The following is an 18,498-nucleotide window of genomic DNA, read 5'->3' as shown; positions in this document are numbered from 1 at the left end:
TTGTCCCGAGTCATATTCAGCATCTCAAACAATGATATGCTAGGACCGAGCAGAATAAAATCGTCAGGGTCATGAAAACTATCTTAATTGCCAATCAAAAAGGGGGGTGCGGGAAAACTATTACCGCAATTAATCTGGCTGCCGCTTTGGCACAAAAAGGCTATAAAGTGGCACTTGCCGATGCCGATAACCAGAAATCTGCCTTGCAGTGGCTTAAACAGCGCCCGGAAGATGCTGCACCTATTCAAAGTCTGGACTGGCGTCAGGAAAAATCGATTGGTGATGTGCCTAAAAATATCGAATATCTGATTGTAGATGCCCCTGGTGCGCTGTCCGGCGAACATGCCGAACAGTTGATTGGTAAAGCCCATGCCATTATTACTCCATTGCAGCCATCTTTCTTCGATATTGAAAGTACCCGCCGTTTTCTGAAACATTTAAAAGAGATTAAGCGTATCCGCAAAGGGAAAGTACAGATTTTACTGCTCGCTAATCGAATGAAAGCCAATAGTGCCAGTTCCAAAGATATACAGGATTTTTTCCAGAAAATTGAACAGCAACCGGTGGCCTGGATTTCCGAGCGAACGGCCTATGCCCAGCTGGCCATGCATGGACTCAGTATTTTTGATAAAACCCAAAAAAATTATTTGGCCATGCAAGAACAATGGCAACCACTGTTAAATGCGGTTGTTGATGATCCGAGTGCCTGGTTTTAATTGCATTCAATTGATACCATGAAAGCTTGAGTATAGAAACGTGCAATAAATATTCATCACAACTTACCAGCTCTCGTTCTCGGGAGCTTTTTTTTCGGTTAAGATGAACTCCGAACTTAGGAATAGTCAGTGAATTCAGTGCAACATTACGCGCCCACATTACAAAAGGTTTTATTATTTGGACTGTTTTTTGTCCTGATGTATTTGAGTTTTCATGTGCTCAAATATTTTATTGTACCTGTGGTTTGGGCGGCAATTATTGCCTATGTCACCTGGCCGCTGTATCAGTCAGTATTACGCATGTGTGGACAGCGTCCTACCCTGAGTGCCACAGTGATGATTCTTTCTGTGGTTTTAGTTCTGGGCTTACCGATTATTTTTGCAATTTTCATGTTGCAGCATGAAGGGCGAAATCTGTATTACGAATTACAGAAACAGGTTTTTTCCGGTCATCTGAATGTGCCTGACTTTGTTCGACAGCTGCCTTTTATTGGCAAAGAAATTTCACGTACCTTAAGAGAAATTAATCAGGACCCGAATAGTATTGTTCAGTCAGTGTCTGTATGGGTTCAGGGTCATTTAAATTATGGTAAAGCAGTACTGAACGAAGTCAGTAGAAACATGATCAAGCTCTGCTTTGCCATGATGTCGCTATTTTTCTTCTACCGTGATGGTCACACCATTTTAAATCAGGTCAGCAAAGCCCTGGAAATGGTGATTGGTCCGCGTATTCATCATTATTTAGAGACCATTTCTGAAACCACACGTGCCGTGGTCTATGGTGTAGGACTGACCGCCATTGCCCAATCGTTTCTGGCAGGCATCAGCTATTTTGTGGCCGGTGTGCCTAATCCAATGGTACTGACCATTATCACCTTCCTGTTGGCACTGGTTCCTTTTGGACCTCCGGTTGCCTATACTTCTGTTTCGCTGTGGTTATTTTCTCAGGGACAAACCGTTGAGGCGATTGGGGTTATGGTATGGGGCGTGTGTATTGTCAGCACCGCAGATAACGTGATTCGTCCATTGGTGATTTCCGGCGCTACCCAGATTCCCTTCCTGCTGATTATGTTTGGGGTACTGGGTGGTCTGGCCAGCTTTGGTATGGTGGGATTATTTATAGGTCCGGTCATTTTGGCCGTATTACTGGCAATTTGGCGTGAATGGCTGCATGAAAACAATGAAACAGAAGGTTTGATGATGCCCAAAGCCACGCTCGCCCATGATCTTGATAATGAAACCCATCATCCTGATTAAGTTGGCAAGCTTAAGTTAAGAAACCTATACATTCCAATACTTAAATCACATGGTCTTGTATGGATTACTTTGTTTCAATGGTGCCAATTATAAGAACATCAGGATGCTTCTGGTTATGAAAACACTATTCAAACAAAGTGCAATGGCAACACTGGGTGCAATATTTTTGGCCGGTTGTACAGGCCCCATGCCCATAGAGGAACATACAGGTCACCGTGTAACGGTTAATGCCGTAACCGCACAAGGTATCGGTAATAAGGTCGGAACAGTCGAATTACTGGATAGCCCGTCTGGGCTGGTTATTAATACCAATTTACATGATCTGCCACCTGGCCCTCATGGTTTCCATATTCATGAAAAAGGTTTCTGTGGCCCAGCTGAAAAAGATGGCAAAGTGAGTGCAGCTCTTGCGGCTGGCGGACATTTCAACCCAAATCAGGCACCGCATCACGGTACGCCTCTCACTGGTCATATGGGTGATTTACCCCTTATTACGGTGGATGCCTCCGGTAAATCCCAAGAACATCTGGTTGCGCCACGTTTAAAACTGGCTGATGTTCAAGGCCTGGCGATTATGATCCATGCGGGTGGCGATAACTATGCCGATCAGCCCAAACCTTTAGGTGGTGGCGGAGACCGGATTGCCTGTGGTGTGATTCAATAACTTGCCCACAAAAACCATAGACTACAAAAGCAGGCATGTTGCCTGCTTTTTTTGGTATAAGCTTAAAAATAAAAGATTAAATTACTCCATGCTAACGAGGTTAAATTGACAGCACAGCTAAAAAAGCTCACGCTGTAGCCACAATAATTGATCTTTAGAAAAATCGTGAATAGCCTGAAAGACTTCATTCAACGCTTTAAATCCAATTCCATTCTGATCTACTGCTTGCAAATTTTCATTGTTCTGACTGGAACCACCTTGGGTTTATTATTTTTAGGTTATGAGACCTTAATTGTTCCGGTGACGCTGGGTGCTATTGCCACTGCCTTGACCGACTTTGATGACCGCTTAAGTATTCGCCTGCGTAATCTGGTCTATGTCTGTATTCTGTTTTTTGGCGTCAGCAGTATTCTTGAATTTCTTTATCCTTATAAACTGCTTTTTATTCTGTATTTGTCCCTCTCTAGTGCTGCTTTTATTTTAATGGGCGCACTGGGACAGCGTTACGCCACCATTTCTTTTGGCACTATTTTACTGTCCATTTACACCATGTTTGGACTGGGGGAATATAGCCAATGGTATCAGCAGCCGAGCTATTTTGTGCTGGGTGCGCTGTGGTATGGCCTGACCTCAATTATCTTTTATTTGCTCAAACCCACACAGGCTGTACAAGACAATTTGGCTGCCAATTTCGATGCCATTGCTGAGTTACTGTTGGCTAAAGCCCGTCTGTTTGATCCGGATAATATCGACAATATTGAGCCGCTGCTGTATGAGCTTTCCTTGAAAAACAGTGAAGTGGTGCAAAGCCTGAATACCACCAAGGCATCCTTACTGACCCGGTTAAAAGCTTCGCGTGCCAATAAAAACACCATTTACTGGCTCAATCTGTATTTTCTGGCGCAAGACATTCATGAACAAGCCACATCAAACTATCTGCATTACGAAAATATTCATCAAAACTTTAGCCGTACCGATCTGATTTTCCGAATTCAGAAAAATGTAAAACTGCATGCCCTGTCCTGCCAGAAACTGGCGCAGGATATTCTTAGTCATCAGTACTATCAATCGAATCCAGACACCGATATTGCCATCGCCAATTTAGAAAACTCGATTAATTTATGGATAGCTGAAAATCCACAGAATTTAGAAGTAAAAAACCTGCTGCTGATTTTGCGTAATTTGAAAAAAATTCAGGAACAGTTTTTAAATTTAAGTCATGAGCAAAACAATTATCGTCAGAATTATTTACAACATCAGGAAAATCTAAATTTACTGGATGATGATATTCATGATCTTCCCGATTTATGGCTCAAGCTGAAACAACATCTCACCCCAAATTCAGCGCTATTCCGGCATGCAGTTCGGATTGCCTTTGTTTTTACCGTGGGTTATGCCATCTCCTTATTGCCTTTTGCCAAAAATGGCTACTGGATTTTACTCACCAGTTTATTTGTCTGCCAGATCAGTTATTTCGCCACCAAAAGCCGTTTGAAAATGCGGACTTTAGGCACGGTTTTAGGGGTACTACTCGGTATTCCACTATTGTATTTTGTGCCCAGTATTGAAGGCCAACTGGTTCTAACCATTATTTGTGGCGTGTATTTTTTCTATCTGCGTTCCAAAAAATATGCCATGGCGACGCTAATGGCCACCTTAATGGTGCTGCTGATTTTCAACTTAAAAGGTGCCGGTTATGCCATCATTTTACCGCGGATTGTCGATACCCTTTTAGGCTGTCTGATTGCCTGGTTTGCGGTCAGCTTTATCTGGCCCGACTGGAACTTCCGCAATATTTCCAGCACCATCAAAAAGAGCAATCAAGCGACTTTGGAGTATTTCGAGGCAGTGGTGAAGCAGTACCAATTCGGAAAAAACAACAGTCTGGATTACCGTCGTGCGCGTCGTACCGCCCACAATGCACAAATCGAACTGTCCAGCATGATTTCCAGTCTCAGTACCGAACCGAATCCCAATCAGGCATTAATTCATTCTGCCTTTCGCTATCTGGTGTATAGCCACAGTCAGCTCAGTTATGTTTCGGCTTTGGGGAGTCACCGTGAACAGGTTCAGGATGCACAAGTACTGGATTTAATGTTGTGGTGTAAAGACACGTTATTTGCAGTACTGTTACAGCAACAACCTTTAAATACAGACAAAATTCAAGACAAGCTCAATCAAATTAAGCAGATGAGTGGGCAAGAAAACCTGTCTGAAAATTTATTACTGGTGCTGAAACAGATTAGCTTATTACTTGAAACGCTGCCTGAACTGTTAAAGTTAAGAACCGAATTATGGACACAGGAAATAAAATAATCCGAGCTAAATGCTTGGTTATAAGTAATTGATATATTTTATAAATACATCAAATTTTGATTCACCATTGCAGCAATATTAAGTACACTCAGGGTTCATTCTCATTGATTTAAACATGACCATGAATATCCAAACTTTACGTGTTATTGGTCTTTTGGAAGGTATTTCCTTTCTGTTGCTTCTTTTTATCGCGATGCCGATGAAATATATGTTGGATAATCCAATTTTAGTGAAATATGTCGGTATGGGGCACGGCGCACTGTTTATTCTATTTTTAATTGTTTTATTTACTGTGTGCGAAAAACAGAAATGGTCGATTTACATGTTTATTTTGGGTTTAATCGCATCCATTTTACCGTTTGGCACTTTTGTTTTTGATCGCAAATTAAAGCGCTTTGAACAGCCGATCGCTGAATCAAAGGCATAATTTTTTTATTTAAGAGCTATTTCCTTTTTAAGGAATAATAAGGATACCCCATTCATCCTTTGCGAAATATGTTTCATCTTCTACAAGAAGAAAATGCTTATTTCAAAGCGGTATATGCCCCTCCTTTCAGGAGATGAGCAGCACTGCTGCGCAAGGGAGAGTTAAAATTATGATTAACCTCTCGCCTTGCGGAATATTCCTCATCTTCCACAGGGAGAAGGAGTTTTTCCTAAAATGCCCCACTCTGTTTACGTTCTTTTAAAATTTCTTTCAACATTGCACGAGGGAAACTAAACCACAGCGCAATTAAAATAAAACAGGCTAGCGCATAGGCCCAAAGATGGTATTGCTCATACATCATCCGAACCAGTTCAATAATAATAAAGAAGCTGAACATCAACAGCATCGAAACCGCAGCTGCAACCGTTCCTTTGGAAACTTCCGATGACATCAATGCAAAGCGGTACAGCACTGAAAAACTGATGCCTTCACCAAAGCTGATTAAGGTCATGCCTGCGATTAAGCACCAGATCAGATAATCCTGCCAGATCATCCCAGCCAGTAAAATCAAGGTTCCGAGCAGCATAATCGGCAAGCCAATCAGTACCGATTTTCCCAACGCCAGTTTGTCGATAATTTTAATCAGCACGATATTACCGAGAATTAATCCACCCAAGACCGGAAATTGTGCCAGGCCATATTGCATGCTGCTAAAACCCAACTCTTCCACCAATATCACTGGCGAAAGTGCAATCCATAGCATCAATGGCATACTGACCATTGGTAAGGCTAAAGTCATGGCTAAAAAACGTTTGTTTTTATAGACCTGTTTAAAGTCATCCAAAATATAACTGAGCGGCTGTTTTGGAATGCTCACCTTTGTATCCGGCATTTTGGCTTTAAGCCCAAACCAGCTTAAAAAAGCTAAAAATGCGATGCCGATAAAGCCCCAATGCCATGACACATGATCAATCATAAATGCCCCCACCACAGGGCCGAGTAATGGCGCAAGCAGTGAAATATTGGCCATCAGCGCCATGACTTTAATCGCGTCACGTTCTTCAAAGGTTTCCTGAATGGCAGCATAACCGACAGCGGAAATGACTGTGAGGCCAATCCCTTGTAAAAAGCGTAGTGCTAGAAAGCTTTCAATATTTTTCGTCAGTAAAATTAGCAAGCAGCACAGTACAAAGAACAATACCCCTGCGAGCAGAACTTTTTTTCGTCCCAGTCGGTCGGATAATGGTCCGAGTAACCAGGCCACACATGCCCCGCCGAGCAGATAAAACGACATGGAAGATGGTGCCCATGAACTACTGACGCCAAAGTCTTTGGTAATGGCGAGCATGGCAGGTTGAACCAAGTCGTTGCCAATATAGACGGAAAATTCAAACAGCACCAATGCCAATGGAAACATCAGCGTGGCACGGTTTAAGGTGGCAGTTTTAACTTTTTGCATTTTTTTCTACATATATTTAACGCTTGTAGAGCTACGCGCTATTTTTAGGGGGAGAAGCGTCAGCCTAATGACAAGCATTGAGAATTAAAATTAAATTTCGGGAAAATGCACTTGGTTATAAGTGCGTTAGAACAACGTATTCACAAGCTGTCTAAGAAGATAAAAGTGTTTCGTGAGATATATCTGGCTCAAACAAAAATACCTACTTGTTTGAGTAGGTATATTTTAGCAGAGACCGTTTTTCTTGTCTTTAAAGCCCATACAGCCTTTTTCAATGTTCCATCTTTCTATTTGCTTCATAGCATCTATAAAATGATCATACTTAGTCGGCAAATAGTGTGACAAATCAAATCCATTTCCGACAATTAAAATATTCATTCTTGTTATTCCCCAAACGCAAAAAAGCGCATCAATCGATACGCTTTTTATGCAGCAAAACAGCCTAACTTTCAATCATAAATCAAAGATTTATTAAGAACATTTCGCTTTCTGAAAAGCCTTGGTGTTTTTGCTGCGCATGCATTGATACGACTTCTCTGTATCTACCTTCTTCCAGTCACCATCTACTAACTTAAAACTATAAACTGTACGCATTGAACGAATTGAATCATCCTTTAAACCTGTTTCAGTCACTTTCACCTGTGCCGCAGTCGGCGACTCTACACTATTAAAAAATTGACGAATTTCAACCGTTGCCGAACCCTTACGCAAATCAGGTCTTTCTTTCAACACTTGTTGCAAAGGCGTATCTGATGAACCAATATTCACTTTAGACGCCAATTTCTTGGTCGTAGCACAACCCGTGGTCATTAAGCCCAGACAAATTATAGAGGTAGAGAGTAAACGTAACATTGGGAAATCTCCCCCATAAAAAAAAGACATTGCACCTATGATGCCATGCCTTTTTTTCATACTCGATAACAGTTATGTAGTCACCGATCAAACAGCTTTAGATCCTAGGTTTTAATTTATTTACGATGGACGACCATTAATTAAGTATTGATCACCTTGCTCGGTAAAGTTAAAAATATAATGTACCGTTTCACTATTATTCAGCATCATTTCTGCTTGGCAGGTCAATACATTACCTGATTCGGTTTCTAAAGTTGTGCTTTGAAGTGTGACCGCTTTTAAATTCAGAGTCATAGCATATTGGCTTTGATCAAAAGCCGATTTCATCTGATTTTGTGCCCCTTTTGAATCGCATGAACGCATTTCATTTTCAGTGACCACATCAGCATCGGGATCAAACATCCTCAAAACTTCAACGCGCAAATCCGGTACCATCGCGAGAACCGTACCCACCCCAACAATAATGGCAAGAATCCATCCCAATACCGAATTATCATCGTCTTTTTCTGAAACAGGCTGTGCAACCGCTTGAAAATGCTCGTTCGGTGCGCCGCAATGAATACAAGAAGGTGCTCTTAAACTATATTCTTTTAAACAATCTGGACATTGTTGTAAACTCATAAACCCCTCCTAAAAATATGTGATTATTTTTTATCAATCATACAATATTTTGAATTTATTATTAATTTTTTAAAATCATAAAAAAGGCACATTTTTCAATGTGCCTTTCTAGCATTAAATTCGATCAGGGATTATAAATCGAACAATTTGCCCGGGTTCATAATACCGTTTGGATCGAATACCTGTTTCAAAGCTTTCATGTATTCAATTTCTTCGGCAGTACGCGAGTATTCAAGATATGGCTTTTTGGTCATACCGACACCGTGTTCCGCAGAAATCGAACCGTCATATTTTTTCACAGTATCGAACACGTATTTGTTTACCACCTGACATTTGGCAAAGAATTCATCTTTACTTAAGTCAGCAGGTTTCAAGATATTCAAGTGCAAGTTACCGTCACCAATATGACCGAACCAGCAAATTTCAAAGTCAGGATAATTTTCAGCAACAATGGCATCAATTTCTTTAATAAATGCAGGAACGTGAGTAATTAACACTGAAATGTCATTTTTGTACGGCGTGAACGGCGCGATCGATTCAGAAATATCTTCACGTAAACGCCATAAGCTGTGTACCTGTTCCAAGCTTTGGCTCATGACACCATCCAGCACCCAACCCTGTTCCATGCAATGCTCGAAGATTTCCATCGCCGCATCCATAATCGGCTCAAACGGCGCTTCAAACTCAAGCAATACATAGAAAGGACAAGCCGTTTCAAATGGACGTTGTACGTGACCATTGTCCAGCACTTTCTGCATTGCCAATTCACCAAAGAATTCAAATGCAGTTAAATCAATTTTGTTCTGGAATGCATGCAGTACCGGCATAATCGCATCAAAATCTGGTACGCCTAACACCATCACTTGCAGGTCATGCGGTTGACGCTCAAGCTTGATTTCCGCTTCAGTCACCAGACCTAAAGTGCCTTCACCACCAATGAACAAGTGTTGCAGTGCATAACCGGTCGCATTCTTGATCATGCCCTTGTTCAGACGAAGGATGTCACCTTTACCTGTCACAACAGTCAGACCCAGCACCCAGTTACGGGTCATGCCGTATTTAATCACTTTAATACCGCCGGCATTGGTACCAATGTTGCCGCCAATTTGTGAAGAACCTGAAGATGCAAAATCCACCGGGTAATACATACCCTGTTCTTCCGCGTAGTTCTGCAACTGTTCAGTCACCACACCCGCTTCTACACGCACCATACGGTCTGCCGGGAAGAATTCCAGAATCTGGTTCATCTTCTCCATGCTCACCACAATTTCACCGTTGGCTGCTACAGCACCCGCAGATAAACCGGTACGACCACCTGATGGAGTAATTGCCACATTAAACTGGTTGGCAAGTTTCACAATCTGTTGCACTTGTTCTGTGCTAGATGGAAAAACGATGACCGACGGGTTTGGATCGAAATGTTTAGTATGGTCTCGACCCCAGTTTTGCAGGCTATCCGCATCTGTCTTAATGCGGTTTTCACCGACAATGGCTGTCAATTGGGTTAATAACTCAGGTGTTAAAGCGACTGGAGCATTCATCGTTTGCAGACCTAACAAGAAATATACAAGTGGTGGATGGTCTATAGATCATTAATTTGTAAAAGGATTCATAATAAAATGATGTCTTGGACCGGGTGTGAACATAAAATCGACAGCATGGCTGTGATTGATTCCACTACGCCGCATTATAAGACATTTTCCACTGAAACCTTGCAGAAATAAGCATTTTGACAATCTAGCCTTAAAAATTACAGCTTTAGTTAGACCAAAATCTGTAGTCACCGGCATATGTATGGCAAAAATACCTATCCTCTGTGTCATAAAGGAAATGTATATAGACCGTTCTCGTATGTTATCATACCGCGACTAAATTTGGCCTTTGTAGCGGAGCCGTAATGAGCCAACATCTTTCACTGCCTAAAGATAAAATTCGTTTCTTGTTGTTAGAAGGCGTTCATCAAAACGCAATCGACACTTTAAATGCTGCTGGATATACCAACATTGACTACCGTAAAACTGCGCTTGAGGGTGAAGCGTTGAAAGAAGCGGTAAGAGATGCCCACTTCATCGGTATTCGTTCACGTACTCAGTTAACTGAAGAAGTATTCGAAGCAGCCAACAAGCTTATCGCTGTTGGCTGTTTTTGTATCGGTACCAACCAGGTAAATCTTGATGCAGCAATGCGTCGTGGTATTCCAGTATTTAACGCACCATATTCAAATACCCGTTCAGTGGCTGAACTAGTACTTGCTGAAGCAATTTTACTGCTTCGTGGCGTACCTGCTAAATCTGCTTCTACTCACCGTGGTGGCTGGAACAAATCTGCAGTAGGTTCGTTTGAAACTCGTGGTAAAACTTTAGGTATCGTGGGTTACGGCTCAATCGGTTCTCAACTTTCAGTTCTTGCTGAAAGTATGGGTATGCATGTCATTTATTATGATGCAGTCACTAAACTTCCTATGGGTAACGCACGTCAAGTGGGTACTATGGGCGAGTTACTGGCCAATGCAGACGTTGTATCTCTACATGTTCCAGATGTTCCATCTACGCGTAACTTCTTTGGTAAAGATCAATTTGCTCAAATGAAAGAAGGTTCTATCTTCATTAATGCTGCACGTGGTACTTGTGTGATCATTGAAGACCTTGCTGATGCAATTAAATCTGGTCACATTGCTGGTGCTGCAGTTGACGTATTCCCTAAAGAACCTAAAGCCAACGGTGAAGAATTCGTTTCTCCACTTCGTGGCCTGGACAACGTAATTTTGACTCCTCACGTGGGTGGTTCAACCATGGAAGCGCAAGCAAACATCGGTTTGGAAGTGGCAGAGAAATTTGTTGCTTACTCAGATAAAGGTATGACTTTATCTGCAGTGAACTTCCCGGAAATTGCGTTGCCGTTGACTGAAGGTAAACACCGTTTACTGCACATTCACAAAAATATTCCTGGCGTGCTTTCTAAAATCAACAACCTGTTTGCTGAACACGGCATCAACATTTCTGGTCAGTCACTCATGACTAAAGGTGATGTGGGTTATCTGGTAATGGACGTTGACGCAACTGCCTCTAAAGAAGCGCTTGATACACTTCAAGACGTTGAAGGTACAATCCGCGTTCGCGTATTGTTCTAATTTAATTTAGAACCTTAAACCACAGCATTCGTGCTGTGGTTTTTTATTTTTACAGCTTTTATTGCTGATCTCCCGCTATTCGAGAAATCGAAACAAATTTAGTGCATGTTAAATTTTAAAAACATCCCCCATGTTCAGGCACTGCTGTTATTGCTGATTGCAATGATCAGCGTGCAGAGCAGTGGCTCGCTTGCCAAAATCCTGTTCGGTCAGTTTCCCATTCTGAGCGTTGCAGCCATGCGTATGCTCATTGGCGCGGTAATCCTGGCGCTTATTTTTAAAATCTGGCAAATCAATTTTAGACAGGTGAAATGGAAAGCCATTATCAGCTATGGGATCGCGCTCGCTGGTATGAATGCCCTGTTTTACCTGTCGATTAATCGCCTGCCGCTGGGTATTGCTGTTTCTTTTGAATTTATTGGTCCGCTCAGCGTGGCGCTGTATTATGCACGGCAAAAATTCGATTTTATCTGGGTTGGACTGGCTATTCTTGGTCTCATTTTATTGTTCCCGTTTGACCAGATTTCCCAAAGCCTTGATTTGATCGGGATTGCTTTTGCATTAGGTGCAGGCGCTTGCTGGGCACTGTATATCGTGGCCGGACAAAAACCTTCCGGTATTTCAGGTAATCATACGGTGTGCTTGGGTATGTTTATCGGCATGCTGTGTTTAATGCCGATTGCCCTGTTTTCCGGCATGTCAGCCAACGTTTTTGAACCTGCAAACCTGGTTTATTTTTTTGCCTTGGCGGTGCTGGCCAGTGCCCTGCCTTTTACTCTGGAAATGATTGCACTGCGCAATTTAACGGCGCTGAGTTTCGGTACTTTAATGAGCGTAGAACCGGCAATTGCAGCGTTATCAGGATTTATATTTTTAGGCGAGCAGTTATTATGGAATCAATGGCTTGCGCTTGCGACTATTATTACTGCCTCGATTGGTTGTACTTATACTACGCAAAAAGCCAAGCACAAAACCGTAGACAAATGAAAAACCGGCTAATTTAAATTCAAATCCATCAAACCATGATGCCTCACTAGTTTGTTAAATTTAAAGTTTTGAATTTAAAATTTCCCCCAGTAAAAACTCAAAAAATCACCTTTAGCCGCTATACTGTGCGCACCTGAAACATGGTCTATTTGACGAACCATCCAACTGCGTGCCTCATGCCAAACTCTCAACTTCTTGCCGTAGTCTTCATGGTTCTGTCCATGATTTCCTATCAAATCAGTGCATCGTTTGCCAAACAGCTGTTCATGGTTCTCGATCCCCTCACTGTCACGATTCTGCGGTTGGTTTTTGCCTCCGTCATTGTCTGCATCATGTTTCGTTCATGGCACATTTTAAAACGTCTGTCCTTTTTAAAATGGCGTGACTTGTTGTGCTATAGCGCAGCACTTGGATTCATGAATATCCTGTTCTATATGTCTTTGGGGAAATTGCCGCAAGGCATTGCGGTCGGGTTGGAATTTATCGGACCTTTGGGCTTGGCGTTATTGTCTATTCAGCGCCGTAGTGATTATCTCTGGGTTGGACTCGCTATTTTAGGCATTGCCCTGATGGTCCCTTGGGGACAGGCTCGAAGTGAACAATTTTCGCTGATCGGTGCTGCATGCGCCTTAGCGGCGGGGCTGTGCTGGGCATTTTATATTTATTTTGGGCAAAAAGTGGTGCAGCAAAATATTGGCATGCATGCTTTAACCATTGCCATCAGTTTATCTGCTTTAAGCTTGTTACCTATTGGCCTATATCATGATGCACCGGCATTATTTGAAACCCAGTATTGGGGCAAAGCCCTGGCAATTGCAGTTCTGGCAACCGCTATTCCTTATGCGCTCGATCTGCAAGCACTTAAGTCTTTAAGCAAGCTGAGTTATGGCACATTATCCAGTCTTTCTCCTGCCCTGGCTGCTCTCACGGGACTACTTTTGTTGGGAGAAAAAATAGGGTTGTTACAGTGGATTGCCCTGCTGTGTGTCATGCTGGCATCGGTTGGGGTGACATTCAGGTCCCGCCAAAAAGTCGAGTCCTGAAATAGCAAATTTCAAAAAAGATGGCGCTGATGCCATCTTTTTTATCCTGCAATTTTGAATTTAAATATTAGCTTTTTACCAGCATATCTTTTTTCATCTCTTTATAACGCTGATATTCATTCTTGTACTGCACCGCTAAAGCCGTTTTCTGTTCTTCTCCCAAAATTTTTCCGGCCTGCTGAAAAAAGCCGTGCTCTTCTTCTTTCAGATGATGATGCACCTTTTCAGAAAGCTTCTTGGCTAGTGCGATCCAGCCGGGATTGCTGAAATCGGTTTCACTCAGCTCTTCAATCATCTCATCCATTTCATGATGTTCGGCCAAGGCATGCCGGGTAATATTCAGTCCAGAATCGGTCATCATAAGCGGAATATAAAAATAACGGTCTTCGGCCGTTTCATGTGCGAATAATTCATTTTTTAGTTGTTTGAATAATTCATGACGTTCTGGTGAATCCCCAGAAGTTTGCAGTAATTTTTCTGCCAGATCACGCTGGATTTCATGACTTTCCCTTAATGCTTCAAAAATGGTGATCATGTAATTCTTCTCCTGTTTTTATCATGCCTTTGATCCATCATAAAATGAAATTGGCAAATATTCAGGAACTTTTATAAGGAGAATTTGTATAAAAAATTTTAATATTGAGAATGATTTACGGAAAAAATGTCTGATAAGCCAAACGAACAATCAGTATACTGACCAAAACTAAAAACAGAATACGGATAAAACCGCTGCCATATTTTAAGGCCGCACGCACGCCGATGATTGAACCAGCCACATTGGCCACCGCCATCATCAAACCTAAACTGAACAGCACATGCCCGGTTGGAATAAAGAAACTTAAGGCGGCAAAATTGGTCATAAAATTGCCGATTTTAGATAAGGCAGAGGCATGGAGAAAATCGACTTTTAAATAACGAATAAAATAGAAAATAAAAAAGCTGCCGGTTCCCGGACCAAAAACTCCATCATAAAAACCAATGATCAAACCGCCAATTCCGGCCAGTATTAAGGTTTTTCTCGTAATACTTTGCTGAAAATGCACTTGACCGAACTGCTTTTTCATAAAGGTATAGATCGCAATCACAATCAGCATCACCAGCACAAACGGACGCAGTACTTCTTTAGGAATCATGCTGACACAGGCAGCCCCTGCAAAAGAACTGATAAAGGCAGAGACACCAATCACTGCCAGTAACTTCCAGGCAAGTTTGACACGGCGTAAATACGACCATGCCGCTGAGGCAGTACCACAAATGGATGCCATTTTATTGGTACCGAACAGCGTTGCGGTGTTCATATGCGGAAAAGTATTCATTAAGGCCGGAATTTGAATCAATCCGCCACCTCCTACTGCTGCATCAATCGCACCGGCAAAAAATGCAAAAAACAGAAGGCTTAAGATAATTTCAATTTCCATAGATCTACTTCAACAATTACTCGAGATTTAATACGCGTTTCGGAACCAGACGCTTACGGTCGGTAATTTCAGCCAGACCTAAGCATTTTTCACCATCGAACACCAGCACCTGAGCCTCAGCTGCATGCTCAATATTGCTTTCCATACCACGGCTAAAGTATTCGGCACGTCCTTCAGGCGCCTGAACTTTAGGAAAATGATCCACAGGTGCATAAGCAGGCAATAACAAAGCTTCACGCTGCTGTTCAGTCAGACTTTCCAAATACTCGATGGTGTATTCAGGAATCAGGTCAAAATGACCGGTTTTAATCCGGTGCAAATAAGTGAGATGACCAAATGTCCCCAAGGCCTGGGCAATATCTTCGCCCAATACCCGAATGTACGTGCCTTTAGAACAGGTCACATCCAGGCTAATACTATTTTCAGTAAAAGAGAGTAATTCAATGGCATAAATATGAATCGGACGTGCTTCCCGTTCAATTTCTATCCCTTTGCGTGCCAATTCATACAGAGGACGCCCTTCTTTTTTCAGCGCTGAATACATCGGCGGTACTTGCTGAATATCACCAACAAACTTGTCCAGAACCTGTTTGATCTGTTCTTCGGTCAATGCAGGTGCAGCTTGTTCTAATAACACTTCACCTTCTACATCTCCGGTTGTGGTGCTATGTCCCAGAAAAATGGTGGTCTGGTAACGCTTGGTCGAATCGAGTAAATAATGGGAAAATTTGGTCGCCTCACCCAAACAAATAGGCAATAAACCTGAAGCCAATGGATCCAAGGCTCCCGTATGCCCGGCCTTTTGTGCACGATATAACCAGCGTACTCTTTGTAAGGCTGCATTTGAACTGATACCCAAAGGCTTATTCAGTAAAAATACGCCGCTGATATGACGGCGCTGAATTTTAGGTGAAGTCTTTTTCATAGTGAAAATCAAACAAGTTCAAACGGCTGCTATGTTAGCAACCGCTTATCATTATTTACAACTCTTCTACGCTTTATTAATTTTTTTTATGGCACATTGTTTTCACTTTTTAGGACCATAAAAAACAAAATAAAAGAAGGTTGCATAGGAAATGCAAAAACATCATAAGTTATGGATTATTTTAGCGGTTATTATAGCGTGCCTGGCTGTGCTGCTATTTTGGCTCGCCCCTTCCCAGTCCACTGCAGAAAACACAGAGGCTGTTCAAAAAGTTGATGTAAATAATGCCTTAACTTCTCCTCTACCTGCCACTACAGATCAGAGCCGGGCTTTCGTCGGTCATAGCCAGCAAGACACAGAAGTAAACTGTCAATTGCGTCTGGACAATGCCAACCGTTTAATTGTCAATGAACAGACACGCAACTGTTTTGAATATTTCATTACCGCATATGGCGAAAAAGATCTGAAGCAAATCAAACATGATTTCAAAGCCTATATACAGCAAAACTATAAACAACCCGCTTTAGGACAAATTATTGATTTGTGGAATCGTTATATCAATTACCGGGAAAAACTGGGCGATTTGCAAGTACCCAATATCGACAAGGAAGATCCTAAATATTATCAAAGCATTTTCGCCAATATGAAAAATTTGCGTAAACAGTTTTTTTCTGACTATGAAATTGAAGGCTTATTTGGTACGGAAGATACCTACCATGAATACACACTGAATCGTATGACCGTGCTGGCAGACAAGAATTTAACCGAAGCACAAAAAGCACAAAAACTAAAAGATCTTTTTAATCAATTACCTGAAGACTGGAAAGAAAACCTCGAACAACTCAACAAACTGGAAGACTTGCGTAAACTCACGGCGGATATTAAGGCACGTGGGGGTTCAGCGGAAGATATTCATCAGATGCGCATGAACCTGGTTGGTCCTGAGGCTACTCAACGTCTAGAAGCCTTAGATGGGCAACGTAATGACTGGAAAGACAAGGTCGATCAGTATCTGGGCGAACGGGACAGCATCATCAAAAGCGGCATGAGTGATGAGGCCAAACAACAAGCCGTGCAAAAATTACGTACTCAGCACTTTAATCGACCAGAAGAACAACTACGAGTAGGGACTTTTGAAACCATCCATGATCAGGGAGGAAAATTACCATATGGCGATTAATCGCAATGTAGTCCAATAAGGAGATTAGATTAATCAACTTATTGATGTACTTATATGAATAAAAACAAAAGTATTTAAGGAAGAAGTTGATGAAAACTTTAAAAAGTAAAAAAGCGCTCATGCTTACTTTAATGACCAGCCTGGTGCTGGGTGTTACAGCTGAAACACAAGCAGCAAAAGGAATTTTGCAAATTAACGAAACGGTCAAATCCGATTATGCCAAAACCAGGTATCCGATTGTCATGACCCATGGTTGGTTAGGCTGGTCGCGCATCGGCGATGAAAGTTTCAATATTGATTATTGGTATCAAATTTTGCCGGATATGGCACGCAATGGTTCAACTGTTTTTGCCGCACAGCTCTCCCCTGCCAATACCACCGAGTTCCGGGGCGAACAACTGATTGCTCAAGTAGAAGAAGTGCTCGCGATTACGGGTAAGAATAAAGTCAACCTGATTGGTCACAGTCATGGCGGCCCCACCGTACAATACGTTGCGGCAGTAAAACCGCAGTATGTGGCATCCATAACTGGCGTGGGCGGAACCTATCGGGGTTCTAAAGTGGCAGATGATATTCAAAACAACACGCTTAGCCGTACTGCGTTCAATATTTTAGGACAATACATCATTGGGCCACTGATGACCTGGGCTCAGGCCAATCCCGACATTCCCGTGAACTTTGATGCTTCGATGAAGTCGCTAACCGAAGTGGAATCTGCAAACTTTAATAAACGCTTCCCGACCACTGCTTTAGCTTCTGACTGTAACAAGAGCGGTGCCAAAGTGGATAAAGGCATTTATTACTATTCTTGGGGTGGAACTGCACAAACCACCAACCTTCTAGACATTGACAGCATTCTGATGCAACTCGGGCCATTGTCTTATGGCAATAAAGACAATGATGGTATGGTCGCGCGCTGTAGTTCACATATTGGTCTCGTCATTCGTGATGATTACAATCTTAACCATACTGATCTAGCCAACATGATGTTTGGTTTAAAAGGAATGTTCGCCCCTGATCCGGTTGCCCTGTTTAGACAACACGCCAATCGCTTAAAAATTCAGGGCTTATAAATTATTTTTAACTCATCAGAGCATACTTTTACTGATGAGTTTTTAGTCTCACGACTTCGGTTAAATCAATGTAACCACCTTGATTAAAACCGGTCTTTTTTAAATTCTGGCTGCTGAATGATCTTTATGACCACAGCGATAATTTAAAAATAAAAGTATGTACAAAACAAAAAAAATGAGGACTCTCTATGAAATATGGATTATTAATTGCAGGTTTAATGACGGCTTTGACCCTTAGTAGCGCTCAGGCATCCAACACTTCGCAAGTGACCGCAAAAGTGCTCTCAACTTATGCAAAAACCAAATATCCAATTGTTTTTTCTCACGGTATGGCCGGTTTCATTACTGTAGGTACAGACCAGTTTGGGCTGGATTACTGGTATCAAATTTTGCCCGACTTAGCCCGAAATGGTGCAAATGTCTGGGCAAC

17 protein-coding genes and 2 pseudogenes are annotated in these 18,498 nt (G+C 42.0%); 11 read left to right on the top strand and 8 right to left on the bottom strand.

Going from position 1 to position 18,498, the window contains the following annotated elements:
* The first annotated feature begins 71 nt into the window (after positions 1 to 71).
* The 5 genes from B4C48_RS07305 to B4C48_RS07285 all read left to right on the top strand — a co-directional run bounded on the left by B4C48_RS07305 (position 72) and on the right by B4C48_RS07285 (position 5,380).
* On the top strand, positions 72 to 716 hold the full coding sequence (locus B4C48_RS07305; RefSeq protein ID WP_291355025.1) for a ParA family protein: 645 nt from the start codon (positions 72 to 74) through the stop codon (positions 714 to 716).
* 129 nt (positions 717 to 845) lie between these two features.
* Positions 846 to 1,973, top strand: a complete 1,128-nt coding sequence (locus tag B4C48_RS07300) for an AI-2E family transporter (RefSeq protein WP_291355023.1) — start codon at positions 846 to 848, stop codon at positions 1,971 to 1,973.
* Between the two features lie 115 nt (positions 1,974 to 2,088).
* Positions 2,089 to 2,637: a superoxide dismutase [Cu-Zn] SodC gene (gene sodC, locus B4C48_RS07295; RefSeq protein WP_291355021.1), complete on the top strand. Its 549-nt coding sequence runs from the start codon at positions 2,089 to 2,091 to the stop codon at positions 2,635 to 2,637.
* A 165-nt stretch (positions 2,638 to 2,802) separates the two neighbouring features.
* Positions 2,803 to 4,953, top strand: coding sequence for a YccS family putative transporter (gene yccS / locus B4C48_RS07290; RefSeq protein ID WP_291355019.1), 2,151 nt, complete (start codon positions 2,803 to 2,805; stop codon positions 4,951 to 4,953).
* A gap of 121 nt (positions 4,954 to 5,074) precedes the next feature.
* Complete coding sequence (locus tag B4C48_RS07285; RefSeq protein WP_291355258.1) at positions 5,075 to 5,380, top strand: DUF3817 domain-containing protein; 306 nt, start codon at positions 5,075 to 5,077, stop codon at positions 5,378 to 5,380.
* 229 nt (positions 5,381 to 5,609) lie between these two features.
* Here B4C48_RS07285 and B4C48_RS07280 read toward each other — a convergent pair whose 3' ends face one another.
* The 5 genes and pseudogenes from B4C48_RS07280 to B4C48_RS07260 form a co-directional block, all read right to left on the bottom strand.
* Entirely contained in the window at positions 5,610 to 6,839 is a 1,230-nt protein-coding gene (locus B4C48_RS07280) for an MFS transporter (protein WP_291355017.1), read from the bottom strand.
* Between the two features lie 246 nt (positions 6,840 to 7,085).
* A pseudogene (locus tag B4C48_RS07275) lies at positions 7,086 to 7,217 on the bottom strand (AbiH family protein); the annotation flags it as partial.
* Positions 7,218 to 7,310: 93 nt separating this feature from the next.
* The gene (locus B4C48_RS07270) at positions 7,311 to 7,691 is read right to left on the bottom strand and encodes a hypothetical protein (RefSeq protein ID WP_291355015.1); all 381 of its coding nucleotides are present in this window, start codon (positions 7,689 to 7,691) and stop codon (positions 7,311 to 7,313) included.
* Between the two features lie 120 nt (positions 7,692 to 7,811).
* Positions 7,812 to 8,312 (bottom strand): hypothetical protein, encoded by a 501-nt coding sequence (locus B4C48_RS07265; RefSeq protein WP_291355013.1) that lies wholly within the window; start codon positions 8,310 to 8,312, stop codon positions 7,812 to 7,814.
* 131 nt (positions 8,313 to 8,443) lie between these two features.
* Positions 8,444 to 9,853, bottom strand: a complete 1,410-nt coding sequence (locus tag B4C48_RS07260; protein ID WP_291355011.1) for an FAD-binding oxidoreductase — start codon at positions 9,851 to 9,853, stop codon at positions 8,444 to 8,446.
* 356 nt (positions 9,854 to 10,209) lie between these two features.
* Between B4C48_RS07260 and serA the strand changes: the two genes are divergently transcribed.
* The 3 genes from serA to B4C48_RS07245 all read left to right on the top strand — a co-directional run bounded on the left by serA (position 10,210) and on the right by B4C48_RS07245 (position 13,472).
* Positions 10,210 to 11,442, top strand: a complete 1,233-nt coding sequence (gene serA, locus B4C48_RS07255) for a phosphoglycerate dehydrogenase (RefSeq protein WP_291355009.1) — start codon at positions 10,210 to 10,212, stop codon at positions 11,440 to 11,442.
* 105 nt (positions 11,443 to 11,547) lie between these two features.
* Positions 11,548 to 12,429, top strand: coding sequence for an EamA family transporter (locus tag B4C48_RS07250; protein ID WP_291355007.1), 882 nt, complete (start codon positions 11,548 to 11,550; stop codon positions 12,427 to 12,429).
* Positions 12,430 to 12,605: 176 nt separating this feature from the next.
* Positions 12,606 to 13,472 carry an EamA family transporter gene (locus B4C48_RS07245; RefSeq protein WP_291355005.1) on the top strand — a complete coding sequence of 289 codons (867 nt, stop codon included), beginning with the start codon at positions 12,606 to 12,608 and terminating at the stop codon, positions 13,470 to 13,472.
* 67 nt (positions 13,473 to 13,539) lie between these two features.
* On the opposite strand, the gene B4C48_RS07240 is transcribed toward B4C48_RS07245, so the two are convergent.
* The 3 genes from B4C48_RS07240 to truB form a co-directional block, all read right to left on the bottom strand.
* A complete protein-coding gene (locus tag B4C48_RS07240) occupies positions 13,540 to 14,007 on the bottom strand; it encodes a hemerythrin domain-containing protein (RefSeq protein ID WP_291355003.1) in 468 nt (155 codons plus the stop codon).
* Positions 14,008 to 14,122: 115 nt separating this feature from the next.
* Positions 14,123 to 14,890 (bottom strand): sulfite exporter TauE/SafE family protein, encoded by a 768-nt coding sequence (locus B4C48_RS07235; protein ID WP_291355002.1) that lies wholly within the window; start codon positions 14,888 to 14,890, stop codon positions 14,123 to 14,125.
* Positions 14,891 to 14,906: 16 nt separating this feature from the next.
* Positions 14,907 to 15,815 carry a tRNA pseudouridine(55) synthase TruB gene (gene truB, locus B4C48_RS07230; RefSeq protein WP_291355000.1) on the bottom strand — a complete coding sequence of 303 codons (909 nt, stop codon included), beginning with the start codon at positions 15,813 to 15,815 and terminating at the stop codon, positions 14,907 to 14,909.
* 151 nt (positions 15,816 to 15,966) lie between these two features.
* Here truB and B4C48_RS07225 point away from each other — a divergent pair, with 151 nt between their 5' ends.
* The 3 genes and pseudogenes from B4C48_RS07225 to B4C48_RS07215 all read left to right on the top strand — a co-directional run.
* On the top strand, positions 15,967 to 16,995 hold the full coding sequence (locus B4C48_RS07225; RefSeq protein WP_291354998.1) for a lipase secretion chaperone: 1,029 nt from the start codon (positions 15,967 to 15,969) through the stop codon (positions 16,993 to 16,995).
* 89 nt (positions 16,996 to 17,084) lie between these two features.
* Positions 17,085 to 18,068 (top strand): esterase/lipase family protein, encoded by a 984-nt coding sequence (locus B4C48_RS07220; protein ID WP_291354996.1) that lies wholly within the window; start codon positions 17,085 to 17,087, stop codon positions 18,066 to 18,068.
* Positions 18,069 to 18,256: 188 nt separating this feature from the next.
* Positions 18,257 to 18,498: pseudogene (locus tag B4C48_RS07215) on the top strand (triacylglycerol lipase); the annotation flags it as partial.

Source organism: Acinetobacter sp. UBA3106, assembly GCA_002365595.1.
In the GTDB taxonomy this organism is placed as follows: domain Bacteria; phylum Pseudomonadota; class Gammaproteobacteria; order Pseudomonadales; family Moraxellaceae; genus Acinetobacter.
This window is presented reverse-complemented; position numbering and strand designations above follow the sequence as displayed.